This window comes from Pseudoalteromonas rubra, assembly GCF_005886805.2.
In the GTDB taxonomy this organism is placed as follows: domain Bacteria; phylum Pseudomonadota; class Gammaproteobacteria; order Enterobacterales; family Alteromonadaceae; genus Pseudoalteromonas; species Pseudoalteromonas rubra_D.
On sequence record NZ_CP045429.1, the window covers coordinates 1,854,624 to 1,869,049 of the forward strand.

A 14,426-nucleotide genomic window follows, 5' to 3' on the forward strand; every position below is an offset into this window, starting at 1 on the left:
TACTGCTGGGATATTACTCAGCCGATTTTTCTGCATCAAAGCTCTTTAGCTGGATCATAAACTGCTCCACGCCATCTTTGCCTTTAAACATTTGCACCACAGAGTAGTGGTATGCCGGTGCCAGCCAGGCCATTGCCTGACGCTTATCGTTGTCGTACAGGCGTTTCACTTTAATGGTTTCGACATTGCCAATGGGCAGGGTGATGGCTTCGGTGCCAACCACTTCAAAGTCATAGCTACGCACATTGCCTTTTTTATCGACAATGGGGTAACTCATTTTGGTTTTACCGGCTTTGACATCGTTGCGCAGGGCTATCTGATAAGACAGAACATCATGACGCTGCTCGTTCCAGTCGGCATTGATGGGGTATTTCTCATTGTCTTTAAACAGCTGTTTGTTGTCTCTGTCAAAGCGGATTTTGTAGCTTTTGTCTGGCCCGGTGCCTTCGCGCTTGAGTGTGTAAAGCAAAGGTTTGGGGTGCTTATCATGGTAAGTGAACAGTGAGTTTTCTGTACGTTCGTCGGAGAAAATCATCCATTCGATGTTACTTTCGTAATTCAGGGAGTAAGTGTCGTTTGAGACTTTTGACAGCTCTCTGATGGCGTTGCCGTGCACTGAGCCTTTACGCAGTACATCATACTCTGCGCGGTAGGGAACCAAATCACTGGCCAATAAGGAAGAAGAGAAAACAGCGCTTAAACCAAATAGTAAAGCGCTGTATTTTTTATTCTTCTGGGTAGGTTGCGCCTTGAGCTGGAAGGGGTTGATTGTCAAAAACGGCATAGTCTGCTTCCATCGTTAGTCTGTGTTCGCTGAACCACTTGACCACCAAAGGATAGATTATATGTTCTTGTTCATGAACCCGCTGTGACAGCGTGTGCGCAGTATCGTCAGCCAGGATTGGCACCTTGGCTTGTACGATGACCGGTCCACCATCTAGTTCTTCTGTCACAAAGTGAACACTGGCGCCATGAAACGTTTCTTTTGCATCAATCGCTCTTTGGTGGGTATTCAGCCCTTGATACTTAGGCAACAAGGAAGGATGAATGTTCAACATTTTTCCTTTAAATTTTTGCACTAAGTCAGCAGTTAGAATACGCATAAATCCAGCTAATACAACTAAATCTGGATTATAAGAGTCAATTAATTGTGCTAAACGTTGGTCATAGGCTTCACGGCTGTCAAAGTCTTTATGACTTAATACTTGCGTGTCAATGTCCGCTTGCTGGGCGCGTTGCAGCCCGTAAGCATTTGCTTTATTACTGATGACGGCACAGATCTCGCCATTGATTTCGTTGCGCTGACAACTGTCCATAATGGCTTGTAAATTAGAACCACTACCTGAGATCAGCACAACAATTCGAATTGGAGATCGTTCGGGTGCCATTACTCGGCACCGCCCAGGATTTCAACTTGTTCTTCACCTGCGTTTGCAGCTTGAATTTCACCAATGTGCCAGGCGTTTTCGCCCTGTGCTTTCAGGATTTCCAAGCTTTGTGCAAGTTTATCAGCAGGAACAACCAGGATCATGCCCACACCACAGTTGAACGTACGGTACATTTCATGGGTGCTGATGTTGCCGTTTTCCTGTAACCAGTTAAATACAGCAGGCCATTCCCAGCTGTCGCCTTTTACAACGGCTTTTGCTGACTCAGGTAATACACGCGGGATGTTTTCCCAGAAACCACCACCTGTGATGTGAGACAGTGCATGCACATCGACTTCTTTAAGCAGTTCCAAAATAGGCTTAACGTAAATACGGGTTGGTTCGAGCAGATGCTCTGCCAGAGGCTTACCTGCAAACTCTTCGCTGGTATCTGCACCAGAAACTTCCAGTACTTTACGGATCAGCGAGTAGCCGTTTGAGTGTGGGCCGCTTGAAGCCAGTGCGATCAGCTGATCACCTTCGGCGACTTTGGTGCCGTCAATGATTTTAGACTTTTCAACCACACCAGTACAGAAACCAGCCATGTCGTAGTCTTCGCCTTCGTACATGCCAGGCATTTCGGCAGTTTCACCACCGATCAGGGCACAGCCAGCTTGCTCACAACCAGTGCCAATACCTGTCACTACGTCAGCAGCAGTATCAACATCCAGTTTACCAGTTGCGTAATAGTCAAGGAAAAATAGGGGTTCAGCACCTTGAACTATTAAGTCGTTTACACACATGGCAACCAGGTCGATACCTACGGTATCATGTTTTTTCAAATCGATGGCCAGACGCAGCTTAGTGCCTACGCCATCTGTGCCAGCAACTAAGACAGGCTCTTTATATCCGGTTGGTAGTTCGCATAATGCGCCAAAGCCGCCAATACCGCCCATCACTTCAGGGCGACGCGTTTTTTTAACTACCCCTTTAATGCGCTCAACCAATGCATTGCCCGCATCGATATCAACGCCTGCGTCTTTATAGCTCAGAGACTGTTTTTGTTCGCTCACAGGTTTTCCTCAAAAATAACATAATGGATTTGCTTAGAAACGCGCGTATTTTACATCAAATGCACGAGTGCGGCTAGTCGATTTGGTTCCCATACACGCAGATATCGCGTGTCAGAAGTGGCTACAAATGCATCGTCGGCGCTTGGCTGTACCTGTTATCAATCGCGCAGGGTGGGGGATTCTTCACTATACTCTTTACATTTTAGTCTGTGTGAATGTGATCTATGTGGAAAGCCTGAGCTTAAGTTTCATCTTAGTTGGGTTCTTGCTGCTGGTGGTGGCACTGCTGCCGGCACTACAGATCTGCCAGATCACTCAAAATCGCGGCTGGCGCGTTTTGCTGGCATTGATCTTTTTCTTTGTATGCGGATACCTGGCCTTTGCTTATCATGTGTATCGCACCGCCGATGCTTCCCCCATGGTGCTTGGTCTGTCAGTGATCCTGATACTGGGCGCGGTATTTGTGATTGTGGTTGTACAGTTAAGCCGCTCCAGTTTGTTGCTGTTGCAGGAGATTGCACAAAGCGAGCGTCACCTTGCCCGGCATGATTCTTTAACTGAACTGGAGAACCGCCAGCAGTGCACTAAATTTGTGGAGCAATGCATACAGCAAGGCAAAGCGTTTAGCGTCTTACTCCTGGACATTAATAACTTCAAGCAGGTAAATGATGCGTTGGGCCATTTCTTTGGTGACAAGCTGCTGGTTGCCTTTGCTGGCAAATTGCGTTCACTAGCCAAACAGGGCAGCAAAGTCTATCGAATGGGAGGCGATGAATTCGTTATTGTGACGGATGCGGCAAGCGAAACTAAGTTGTTTTCACTCAACAATGGCCTGTTGAAGGCCTTTAATGATGGTCTGGTGATCGATGAGGTTCACGTGGATGTTTTCTATAGCGCGGGTGCGCGTATCTTTGATGCCGAAGAAAAGTCCTCTGTCACAGAGCTGATGAAGCATGCAGATATTGCCATGTATGCGGCCAAAAACAGCCGACAAAGTCTTGTGATATTTGATCAGGCGCTGCACGACGGCGTGTCAGCAGAGTTCGAACTGTTTAATGCCTTAAAAGTGGCTTTAAGCGAGAAAAAACTCAAGGTGTTTTATCAGCCACTGGTGTGTGGGCACAATAACGAAGTGCATGGGCTGGAAGCCCTATTGCGCTGGACTGACGGGCCGGGCTCATACATTAGCCCGCTGCGGTTTATCCCCATTGCTGAGAAAAACAATTACATCAAGCAGATCACCAGTTTTGTCATTGAACAGGTATTTAAAGATCTGGATAACTTTTTGACCATAGAGCCGGGAGTCACGATACACATAAATCTGTCTTGCCAGGACTTTCATGGCCGTTACCTCATCAATCAACTGGTTGAGCTGCAATCTAAATATCAAATCCAGCCGAGTTGTATTGTGTTCGAATTAACAGAGAGTATGGTGATGGTTGATGTTGAGCAGGCCAGGTATATGATAGGCGTGTTGATTGATATGGGGTTTGCGGTGAGCATAGATGATTTTGGCACCGGGTTTTCATCCTTTTCAATGCTCAGAGAGCTGCCTATTTCCCAGATCAAAATTGACCGCTCATTTGTGAGTAGTTGCCTGGACAGTGACAAAGATCAGGCCATAGTCGAAACAACCATTTACCTTGCGAATCGCCTGGGATGTTCGGTGGTTGCTGAAGGGGTGGAGGACAGTAAAACCGCAGCCTATCTCAACAGTAAAGGATGTCACTACTTACAAGGCTACTATATAAGTGAAGCTCTGGAGAAAAATAGCGCAAAACAGTGGTTACATTCTCATCGTATGGTGAAAAAAGTACTTAAGCGGTAACCTTCCCAGTAACTCTTTAATCGCAAAGTTTAATAGGGTCCGCAGAGGTATGCTGACTGGCTACTGAATCCGATATATTTTCATACATTTTCTCACACATTCAGACGCGTTTTAGCGTTACATTATTAATCTCGCACCATCCGACCCCCATAGCTCTGGCGGGGCTGGACCAGGACGTCATTTTTTCAAGTATCGAGGAACGAACGTGAACAAATTAATTGCTGGACTTTTTCTGTTGCTGTTTTCATCACTGACTCTGGCATCAAAACCACCGTTAGAGTTAATCCATGAAGTAGGTGACTCACTATTTTCTGACATTAAAGCTGTTAATCAGGATGGCAATGCCAGCCCTTTGGAAATGCGCCAGATCGTTAAGGCACATCTGATGTCACACATTGATATTCGCTTTGTGTCATACAAGTTATTGGGTAAGCATATAAAAGGGTTAACCAAACCGCAGGCGCTGGCGTTTATTGCTGCTGTTGAGCATTATCTTGAAGTGAGCTACGCCAGTGCACTGATGCAATATAAAGGACAGCAAGTGACGTTCGAAGCCCTGCCCACTGACAGCAAAAGTAAATATGCTACGGTCAAAGCTGTGGTGAGACAGCCTTCAGGTCCGGACATCGACATCCACTTTAAATTTCGCAAAAGTAGCAAAGGTGAGTGGCGCGTATACGATCTGGTCGCAGAGGGGATCTCCCTGTTAAGTGCTAAGCAAAAAGAAATTTCTGTACGGATCTCTGAGGTGGGGTTAGCGCAGGTAACGGCGGAGCTTAATGCTAAAAGCTAATCAAAGTGGCCCGTATAGGCCACTTTGTTAAGATACAGATTAAAAGTTTCTCGGGGAGAGGAATTCTCCATTACTGATTTCTTCCCAGGTTTTTGTAGCCAGCGTATCCAGTGCACCTAAGTCTTTACCACTGGCAGAAAGTTTATGTTCCACAGGCAGAATATCAATATTCTCAAAGCCAGATAGCTGCGCCACCCGGGCAAATGTATAAGCATGCTTATATTTTTGTTGTTTGTAAAAAATACTGACCAGACTCGCGAATACTTCCGGGTCTGGGGTTTCGCCCGCTTTATTCAGTTCCAATACACGATATAAAATGTCTATGGTCTTGTCGTCATCAATCTTGGCATAGAAGGTTGCCAAAAAGAGTTGTATCTCCCGATCACTTTTTACATGTTCCTGATCCTGCATATTAAGTAGCTTGTTTAATGCCATGCGGTTGTTGCGTCGGGACCAGTGATAGTAAAGTAAGCCCGGATGTTCAGTATTAATCGTGTCCTGATAGATGCGCGTCATTTCTTTCAGGCTGGTGAGATGGCCTTCAACCCGTGATGTGGTTTTTTCTTTTAGTTTGATGTGTTCAATTTGTGCGGCGAGCGAAACACACTCATTATACTGTTCAAAATCTTTTAGCAGCGTGTATTTATTCTCGTCAGTTGGCGCTTTGTATTCGCGGTAACGTGAGAATATGACTGATGCACGCTCTTCTTTGCAATGACTGTCTTTATTGAGGTCTTCGCAAAACCCCGGTGTATCCGAGCAAATTTTACTCAGCGTTATCGTGTCATCGCAGCCACTGAGCAGTGCTGTTGTGATACACAGGCTTGATATTAGCCACCACCTCATTGTTATCCGTACTCCAAGTCTTTGTTGTTGCTTGCGTATAGTACCAATTTCGACAATTCTGGACACCCTTTATTTAGGTCAAGTGTAGCAAGGGATCACGCGCCTGGCAGATTAGCGCAGAATTTCTTGTGTTGTGTGGGTTCTGAACCTGAAAATCTGCGTTGAGATTAACTGTGCAGTTAATTTTACAGCAACAATTGTCAGTAAATGGTGGAGAATCCGAGCCAATTAAATTAAAATGTCGCTGCCTTGGGGCCTGTTGACTCTCAAATTATGCAATACATCAGGCTCGGTTAGGCTATCCGTTCAAAAATTGTTTATTAGGCAGAAAAAATGACCTTATCTCACGAGCAAGAATATCAAAACAGCTGGCAAGAACGTCAAGACTACGCAGAAAGCATGCAACCGATCATCGGTCGTTTGTATCGTAATCTGGGTGTAGAAATTGCGGTTTATGGCCGTCCTCTTGTTAACACCAGCACTATCGATGTTATTAAAGCCCATAAAACAGTCGCGCGTTTTGAAGAAACTAAACTGCGTCTGCGCGAGAGCTTCCCATTCTTAGAAGCAATCAGCAAGATGGAACTGGCTCCAGGCCGTGTTGACTTAGGTAAACTAGCCTATGCATATATTTACAAGAACGCAGGCGAAGGTCGCTCAATTGAGGAATACCTCAATGCTGAGCTGTCTGCACTGCTAAATACAGGCAACCGTCCGGCCCCTCGCGACGTGGTACTGTATGGTTTTGGTCGTATTGGTCGTCTACTTGCTCGTCTATTGATTGAGCGCGGTGGCTCTCACGCTGATCTGCGTTTACGTGCAATTGTTGTGCGTGGTGGTCGCGATGGCGATCTTGAGAAGCGTGCAAGCTTGTTACGTCGTGATTCAATTCATGGTCCTTTCAACGGTTCAATTACTGTTGATCACGAAAAAGGCGCTATCAAAGCAAACGGTAACTACATTCAGATCATCTATGCTAACTCTCCGGAAGAAGTAGATTACACACAGTACGGCATTGAGAACGCACTAGTTGTAGATAACACGGGCGTGTGGAAAGACGAAGATGGTTTAGGTAAACACCTACAATCTAAAGGTGCGTCTAAAGTACTTCTTACTGCCCCTGCGAAAGGCGACATCAAGAACGTTGTATACGGCGTTAACAATGCTGACATTCTGTCTGAAGACAAAATTGTTTCTGCAGCAAGCTGTACAACAAACGCCATTACACCAGTATTGAAAGCGTTGAATGACAAGTTCGGTATTAAGAACGGTCACGTTGAAACGGTTCACTCTTACACCAATGACCAGAACCTGATCGACAACTACCACAAAGCTGAGCGTCGTGGTCGCAGTGCTGCACTGAACATGGTTATTACGTCTACTGGTGCTGCAAAAGCAGTTGCAAAAGCATTGCCAGAGCTGGCAGGTAAATTAACGGGCAACGCAATCCGTGTTCCTACGCCAAACGTTTCTATGGCTATTTTGAACCTGAACCTGAAAGCAGAAACGACCGCAGAAGAGCTAAACGAGTTCCTGCGTGACACATCTTTGCATTCAGAATTACGTGATCAAATTGATTACACAGCGTCAACTGAAATTGTATCAACTGACCTGGTTGGTAGCCGCTACGCTGGTGTGGTTGATTCACAAGCTACCATCGTTGACGGTGATCGTGTGGTACTTTACGTATGGTACGATAACGAGTTTGGCTACAGCTGTCAGGTTGTACGTGTAATGCGTGACATGGCTGAGGTAGAATTCCCAAGCCTGCCGCGTTAATTCTCGGTTTGTCTAAAAAAGCCAGCGATTGCTGGCTTTTTTTGTTTTTGTCTCGCACCAGGTGTGTTAGGCTTGCAGCTGATTTATTGCTACAAATCACTAACAAAAATCATCAAGGTTAAAACAAAGTTCCTTGACTATGTACTGCGCTGTTAAGTGCTCTGTACATAACACCTGGCGCAATGAGATGGTTTTTTTATTTAGGGTATATGATGAAGATCACCAGTAATTTTGACAGCGGAAATATCAAAGTGATTTCTGCTGAGGCTCCACTCGACATTCAGCTGGAAATTAACCACGACAACGAATCTGAATTCTTTCAATGGTTCCACTTTCGTCTCGAATCAACACCATTTGTAGAACACAAACTTCATATTAATAATCTGCAAAATTCAGCCTACCCAGAAGGGTGGGATGATTATCAGGCTGTTGCTTCCTATGACCGACAAACCTGGTTCCGGGTGCCGAGTACTTATCAGGATGGCCAGCTGGTTATCGACTTTGAACCTGAATGTCATCACACTTATTTTGCTTACTTTGCGCCGTATAGCTACGAGCGTCATTTGGATCTGGTTTACTGGGCCCAAAGTCATGATGCGTGCCGGGTTGAAACTCTAGGTGAAACACTAGACGGTCGTGACATCAGTTTATTGTGCATCGGTGAGCCGGGTGATGAAAAGAAAAAAATCTGGATCACAGCACGTCAGCACCCAGGCGAAACCATGGCTGAGTGGTTTGTAGAGGGTCTGTTACACAAACTACTGGATGATGAAGATCCGCATGCAGCAGCGCTGTTATCAAAAGCGGTGTTTTATATCGTGCCAAATATGAACCCGGATGGCAGTGTGCGTGGCCATTTGCGTACTAATGCGAAAGGCGTGAACCTGAACCGTGAATGGCAAACGCCATCACTTGAAAACTCGCCTGAAGTGTACCATGTCCTGAATAAGATGCATGAAACGGGGCTGGATTTGTACCTTGATATCCATGGTGATGAAGCGCTGCCATACAACTTCGTTGCAGGTAGTGAAGGGATCCCAAGTTATGATGCTCGTCTTGAGTCGTTGGAAGAGCAGTTTAAGCAAGCCTTATTAACTATCACTCCTGAGTTTCAGGATGAGTTTGGCTACCCTAAAGATGAGCCAGGTCAGGCTAATCTGACGGTGGCTTCTTGTGCGGTAGGTGAAGCCTTTAAAGCGCTTGCATACACCATTGAGATGCCATTTAAGGACAATGCTAATTTACCTGATCCGCATTATGGCTGGTCTGATCGCCGTTCATATCAGTTTGGTCAGGATACCTTAGCCGCCATCGTAAACGTGGTGGATAATCTGAGATAAACATCATCGCAGGCAACCTCATTGGTTGCCTGTCGCATATAATAACAACGAGAAAGAGGAAGAGTCGTGGACGCGTTAGGAAGTTTTCTGGATAGTCTGGATGCCTTGTTGGGGGGCTCCTGGTGGTTCCCTTATGTATTACTTGGGGTGGGTTTATTTTTTACACTGTACTTAAAATTCCCACAGATCCGTTATTTCAAGCATGCGTGCAAAATTGTGACGGGTAAATACGACAAGAAAGGACAGGAGGGGGACACCACGCATTTCCAGGCGTTGTCCACGGCCCTGTCAGGCACGGTAGGTACCGGTAATATCGGTGGTGTTGCACTGGCCATTTCAATTGGTGGTCCGGCAGCTTTATTCTGGATGTGGATGACCGCATTTTTCGGTATGACGACTAAGTTCGTTGAGGTAACCTTATCTCACAAATACCGTACTAAAGCAGAAGATGGCACTATGGCTGGTGGTCCCATGTACTATATGGATCGTCGCCTGAATATGAAGTGGCTTGCTGTATTGTTTGCCATTGCGACGGTTATCAGCTCGTTCGGTACGGGCAGTTTGCCGCAGATCAATAACATCGCGCAGGGTATGGAGGCAACCTTTAACATCCAGCCTATGGTTACCGGTGCGGTACTGTCTATCCTACTTGCCCTGGTTATCCTGGGTGGTATTAAGCGTATTGCTGCGATTACCTCTCGGGTTGTGCCTTTAATGGCTGCTGTATACATTATCGGTGCACTGGCGGTTATTCTTTATAACGCTGAAAACATCATCCCCTCTTTTTCTGCCGTGTTTGTTAATGCATTTAGTGGTTCGGCTGCGGTTGGTGGCTTCCTGGGTGCGTCTTTTGCCTATGCCTTTAACCGGGGTGTAAACCGTGGCTTATTCTCTAACGAAGCTGGTCAGGGGTCGGCACCGATTGCGCACGCCTCAGCCAAAGCTGATGAGCCAGTATCAGAGGGCATGGTGTCTATTTTGGAGCCTTTCATCGATACCATAGTGATCTGTACGCTGACAGGCTTGGTGATTTTGTCATCCGGTGTATGGACAGAAAAATTCGAGACCACTTTTGAGCGTTCGTCAATGACGATAGTTCAGGGCAACTATGTTGAATCAAACGACAGCGACCGGGAAGAGTTGTACAAATACCTCAATGGTATTGATGGTCACAGCGTTGAGGCCTACAACGGAAATATCCGAGTAGTCGAAGGGGTTGCTGTGAATAAAGACTTCACGGTGATCCATTCGCGCTCGATCGGTGAAGACATTCGTTTTGGCATCACCGATAAGCATCGTTACACAGGTACGGTTGAAGTCAACAAAGGCATGCTAGTTGATACCAGTATCAGTATTAAAGGTAAGTCTTTGGTGCACTCTGCTGAGCTTACAACGAAAGCGTTCACCCGTGGCTTCTTTGGTGATAGCGGTCAGTATATTGTTTCAATCGGTCTGTTGTTGTTTGCGTTTTCCACAGCGATCGCCTGGTCATACTATGGTGACCGAGCTATGACTTATCTGCTGGGCTCTCGTTCTGTTATGCCGTATAGGGTGTTCTATGTCGCGGGCTTTTTCTGGGCATCATTTGCTGATACTACATTGATCTGGAAGCTCGCAGCAGTTGGGATAGTAGTAATGACACTACCAAACTTGTTCGGGATTATGCTACTTCGTAAAGAAATGAAAGAGTCTATTGACGAGTACTGGGATAAGTTCGATAAAGAGCAACGTAGCTCGGAAGGAAATGTTGAGGTACAAAAAGACAATTCTATGCATTTCCAAAAAGACAAACCTGAATAAACCAAGTAGAATAGGGCGCCACATGGCGCCTTATTTTTTGGTCTTACTCTTTTAGAAGCAGTCATACCTTTTTGCGCTTATTTGTTGCTTGATATGCCAGCAGGCCTTTTGTTCAATCAAGATGACACTAAGCACACTGGGTTCAGCACTCTAAAGGTGACCGGCGTGTAAATGCTAGTTTTTCGTTAGGAGTCACTCGAGTATGGCGATTGCCCAATGCCCCAGTTGTAACAAGCCCATTTCTTCTATGCACAAAACCTGCCCACACTGTGATTTTGATCTTGCGAATATGGATGAAGAGTCTTTGCACAGAGAAACAGTTCGCAGGCGAATTAAGAAACAGCAGACCATCATGAATTATTCATTTCTGGCACTGATTTTGTTTCTGGGTGGGTTTTTATACTTATATTGGCAGCAGCCGGTAGAAGGGACATTAGAAATGCTGGCGGCCAAGAGCGCAATTGGCGTAGGCTTGGTTTGGTATTTGGTTAATCGGGTGATTTTAGTCGTACTGAAAAAGAAAAAGTGAACATGAATATAGACAGTTTAGTTAAAAATATTACTCCGGAACTTTATGAGCGATTGCAGTATGGCGCCGCGACTGGACGCTGGCCGGATGGCACACCACTGAGTGACGCACAAAAAGAACAAACCGTTCAGTTGGTCATGTTATATCAGGCAAAAGTCGCGAACAGCACTGAGCAGTTCACCATCAACAAAGAAGGTGAAATGGTGCAAAAGTCAAAACGTGAGTTACAACAAGAATTTAAAGCAGAAAATGAAATAGCCAGGTTTAGTGAAAATGATCTTTAAAAACCTTTTTACCCCTAAATGGAAGCACCCGAAAACACAGGTGCGATTAGCCGCAATCGATAAACTGGACATGAGCAAAGACGCTGAGGTGTTACAGACCTTGGCACTTGAAGATGACTCAAGTCAGATCAGAAAAAAAGTGCTGGATAAAATCAATGATTTGAGTCTTTGGTGGAAGGTGTATAAGCAAGACCAGGAGTTGAAAGAACTGGCCGAGCAGCATATCTCTCAGGCAGTTTTATCCGGTTCACAGTCGCTGAGCAAGGCAATTCGTGATGAGTACATCGATCGTTACGCACCGGCAAAAACGCTGGAAAAGGTGGCTTTTAGTGATATTGCGAACGAGCAAAAAGCCAAGTTATTAAAGCGTCTTGCCAATGCCAAGCTGATTGAAAAGGCATTTAAAGAAGGCAACGAGGCACTCCAGAGCCTGTTATTGCCTTTGATCGCTCAGTATCAGCTAGAAAAAACCGTGCTAAAAGCCGCTAAGGGTGAGGCTCTTACTGCGCTTGAGCAGACCCTGGAACAACAGCGACTGAGCCAGGTTATGCCAGAGCAGGTCGCTCAGGAAGCAAAACTGGTCTTGGCCAAGCTCAACGCATTGCGTGACAAACAGGACTACCAGGTGGTTGCTAATCAGTCTGATGTACTACTTGCGCAATGGCAGGCACTGGAAGTGCAGTGGCTAAGTGAAGAAGCCCAGCAGGTCAATCAGGAAAAATTCACCACTATCTCGGAAAAACTGGGTAAGCACCGTGACGCATTAAAGTTGGCGTTTGATCAAGCGCAGCAACAAGCTGAACAGGCTGCCAATAAAGCTAAAGCGATCGGTGAATTTGAGTCCGATTACCTGGCACTGGAGCAAGCTCTGTCAAGCGCCGTTGATGCCTTGAACTTGTCTGCTCAAGAAGCTTTAAAAGCACAGTTATCGCAGCTTCAGAGCCGCTTAGAGGCCTCTCCTTATCAAGCTGATGCTCCGCTTCAGAGTCTACTTGGAAAGTTACGTGCATGTGCCAGACAACTTGAGAGTTTGCCTGAACTTGTCAGTGCGAAAGCGCAATTCGATGATGCGCTGAAAGCGCTGGCCGAGATAGCTCCGAGTGAAGCGCTTGAGCAGTTGGATGCCACTATGGCGCAGCAAAAACAAGCCTACCAGCATGCTCAGACTCAGTTACGCCAGTTGCCGGGGGAGTTGAAAAAACAAGCTTCAGAGCAGCTTAAAGCTGTCAGTGGCCAATTTAATCAGAGCATGAAACCTCTGGTTGATGGGCAGGAAAAGCATCTTAAGGAAGCGCGCAAGAAGGCAAGAGACGTACAGCGACTGTTGGATCAGGGTCGTTTTAATGTCGCGTTCGGCGTATTTAATGGTTTCATTGAGAGCTATGACTTGCTGAGCGAAGGATATAAACAGCAACTGGCCAAACAGCATACGACTTTGAGTGAAGCGCTCGAAGAGCTTAAGGACTGGCAAAAATATGCGTCTCAGCCGAAGCGCGCTGAGTTGCTGCAACAGTTGGATGACATGCTCACAGAGCAAGAGATTGACCCTAAATCTCGTGCAGCGCAGGTAAAGTTATTACGCGTACGCTGGAATGAGCTGGGACGTGTAGAAAGCGATCAAGAAAAAGCGCAGGCTGCTCAGTTTGATGAGAAAATTGAGCTGCTATTTGCCCCGTGTCGTGCTTATTTTGCAGAGCAAGATGCACAGCGCAAAAAAGTCATCGAGCAGCGTGAGGCGCTGGTTGGTCAAATGACAGAGCTGATGAAGCAGGCGCAAACAGCAGAGCCTGATTGGCGCCAGGTTGAAAGCGCGTTTAACCGTATCAACAAGCAATGGCGTGGTGCAGGCAGCTTAGATGCAGCGACTTATCAGGCACTTAATACGCGTTATCGTCAAGCCTATACTCAGGTCAATGAGCTGTTAAAATCTCGCCACCAGGCCAATGCTCAGCTGAAGCAACAACTGGTGACAGAAGCACAGGCTCAACTTGAGTTGGAAGATGTCATGCAAGCTTGTGACACCTTGAAAAGCTTGCAAAAGCGCTGGCAGGAAATTGGCTTTGCTGGCACCAAGCAGGAACACACATTGTGGCAGGAGTTCAGAAAACACAATGATGCCGTGTTTGATAAACGTCAGGCGCAGCAAAATGCTGAGCGTGAACAAGCTCAGGCACAAGAAGCGCAGCAGCGTCAGTTATTGAGTGAGTTAGACAGTCAAATGATCGATGCTAAGACGCAGTCAGAGCTGCTGAGTGTAAAAGAAGCCATCATTGCAACAGACGTGCTTGGTCCACTGAGAAAAACCAAACAGCAGCTTCTGGAGCAGGTAGAAGCCAAATTAAATGAACTTTTCTCAGCTCAGAGTCGTGAAAAGTTCAATGAACTGGTAGAAGCTGTGCGTGCGGGTGAGAGACCATCGGATAACTGGTTAAGGGGCAATGACTCAGGGCTGTCTGCTGAGCAGTTGTTGCTGCGCCTTGAAATCATGACCAATAATGAGTCCCCGGACTCTTGTGCAAAGGCACGAATGACAGAGCAGGTTGCTTTGTTAGAAGCCAAGCTACAAGGTGGTGCTCAGTCGCTTGAGTATTATCTGACTTGTTACCTGTCACAGGTAGTCAGTGACAATGAGCAGGTTGAGCAGGCGCGCTTAATTAAGGTGTTAACCGCGTAATTGAACAGATAAAAAAAAGCGCCGCTAGGCTAATGCCGATCAGTTAAGAATTAAATAGATCAGTTGACCGATCTTTTAAAGGCTTCAAAATCCAATATCATTTCTGATATTGG

General features: G+C 46.1%; 12 protein-coding genes. 8 read left to right on the plus strand and 4 right to left on the minus strand.

Annotated features, from left to right (window positions below; all coding sequences use genetic code 11):
* Nucleotides 1-13 precede the first annotated feature (13 nt).
* The 3 genes from CWC22_RS08010 to purM are packed head-to-tail and all read right to left on the minus strand — an operon-like array spanning nucleotide 14 to nucleotide 2,440.
* A complete protein-coding gene (locus CWC22_RS08010; RefSeq protein WP_138538795.1) occupies nucleotides 14-775 on the minus strand; it encodes a DUF3108 domain-containing protein in 762 nt (253 codons plus the stop codon).
* Nucleotides 726-1,388 (minus strand): phosphoribosylglycinamide formyltransferase, encoded by a 663-nt coding sequence (gene purN / locus CWC22_RS08015; protein WP_138538790.1) that lies wholly within the window; start codon nucleotides 1,386-1,388, stop codon nucleotides 726-728. Before purN ends, CWC22_RS08010 begins: the two co-directional genes overlap by 50 nt.
* Nucleotides 1,388-2,440: a phosphoribosylformylglycinamidine cyclo-ligase gene (gene purM / locus CWC22_RS08020; RefSeq protein ID WP_010385511.1), complete on the minus strand. Its 1,053-nt coding sequence runs from the start codon at nucleotides 2,438-2,440 to the stop codon at nucleotides 1,388-1,390. The genes purN and purM overlap by 1 nt, the downstream gene beginning before the upstream one ends.
* Nucleotides 2,441-2,567: 127 nt before the next feature.
* On the opposite strand from purM, the gene CWC22_RS08025 reads away from it, so the two are divergent.
* Together CWC22_RS08025 and CWC22_RS08030 are read left to right on the plus strand one after the other, a co-directional pair.
* Entirely contained in the window at nucleotides 2,568-4,268 is a 1,701-nt protein-coding gene (locus CWC22_RS08025) for a putative bifunctional diguanylate cyclase/phosphodiesterase (protein WP_230090633.1), read from the plus strand.
* Nucleotides 4,269-4,473: 205 nt separating this feature from the next.
* Nucleotides 4,474-5,061, plus strand: coding sequence for an MlaC/ttg2D family ABC transporter substrate-binding protein (locus CWC22_RS08030; RefSeq protein ID WP_138538791.1), 588 nt, complete (start codon nucleotides 4,474-4,476; stop codon nucleotides 5,059-5,061).
* Nucleotides 5,062-5,100: 39 nt separating this feature from the next.
* Here CWC22_RS08030 and CWC22_RS08035 read toward each other — a convergent pair whose 3' ends face one another.
* Complete coding sequence (locus CWC22_RS08035) at nucleotides 5,101-5,907, minus strand: DUF2989 domain-containing protein (protein WP_138538792.1); 807 nt, start codon at nucleotides 5,905-5,907, stop codon at nucleotides 5,101-5,103.
* A 333-nt stretch (nucleotides 5,908-6,240) separates the two neighbouring features.
* Between CWC22_RS08035 and CWC22_RS08040 the strand changes: the two genes are divergently transcribed.
* The 6 genes from CWC22_RS08040 to CWC22_RS08065 all read left to right on the plus strand — a co-directional run bounded on the left by CWC22_RS08040 (nucleotide 6,241) and on the right by CWC22_RS08065 (nucleotide 14,313).
* Nucleotides 6,241-7,686: a glyceraldehyde-3-phosphate dehydrogenase gene (locus CWC22_RS08040; RefSeq protein ID WP_125561511.1), complete on the plus strand. Its 1,446-nt coding sequence runs from the start codon at nucleotides 6,241-6,243 to the stop codon at nucleotides 7,684-7,686.
* Between the two features lie 212 nt (nucleotides 7,687-7,898).
* Complete coding sequence (locus CWC22_RS08045; RefSeq protein WP_138538793.1) at nucleotides 7,899-9,026, plus strand: M14 family metallopeptidase; 1,128 nt, start codon at nucleotides 7,899-7,901, stop codon at nucleotides 9,024-9,026.
* Between the two features lie 66 nt (nucleotides 9,027-9,092).
* On the plus strand, nucleotides 9,093-10,826 hold the full coding sequence (locus tag CWC22_RS08050) for an alanine/glycine:cation symporter family protein (protein WP_125561507.1): 1,734 nt from the start codon (nucleotides 9,093-9,095) through the stop codon (nucleotides 10,824-10,826).
* A 202-nt stretch (nucleotides 10,827-11,028) separates the two neighbouring features.
* Nucleotides 11,029-11,355 (plus strand): hypothetical protein, encoded by a 327-nt coding sequence (locus CWC22_RS08055; protein WP_125561505.1) that lies wholly within the window; start codon nucleotides 11,029-11,031, stop codon nucleotides 11,353-11,355.
* A gap of 2 nt (nucleotides 11,356-11,357) precedes the next feature.
* Nucleotides 11,358-11,639 carry a YeaC family protein gene (locus CWC22_RS08060; RefSeq protein WP_125561503.1) on the plus strand — a complete coding sequence of 94 codons (282 nt, stop codon included), beginning with the start codon at nucleotides 11,358-11,360 and terminating at the stop codon, nucleotides 11,637-11,639.
* Entirely contained in the window at nucleotides 11,629-14,313 is a 2,685-nt protein-coding gene (locus CWC22_RS08065) for a DUF349 domain-containing protein (RefSeq protein WP_138538794.1), read from the plus strand. The genes CWC22_RS08060 and CWC22_RS08065 overlap by 11 nt, the downstream gene beginning before the upstream one ends.
* Nucleotides 14,314-14,426: the final 113 nt, after the last annotated feature.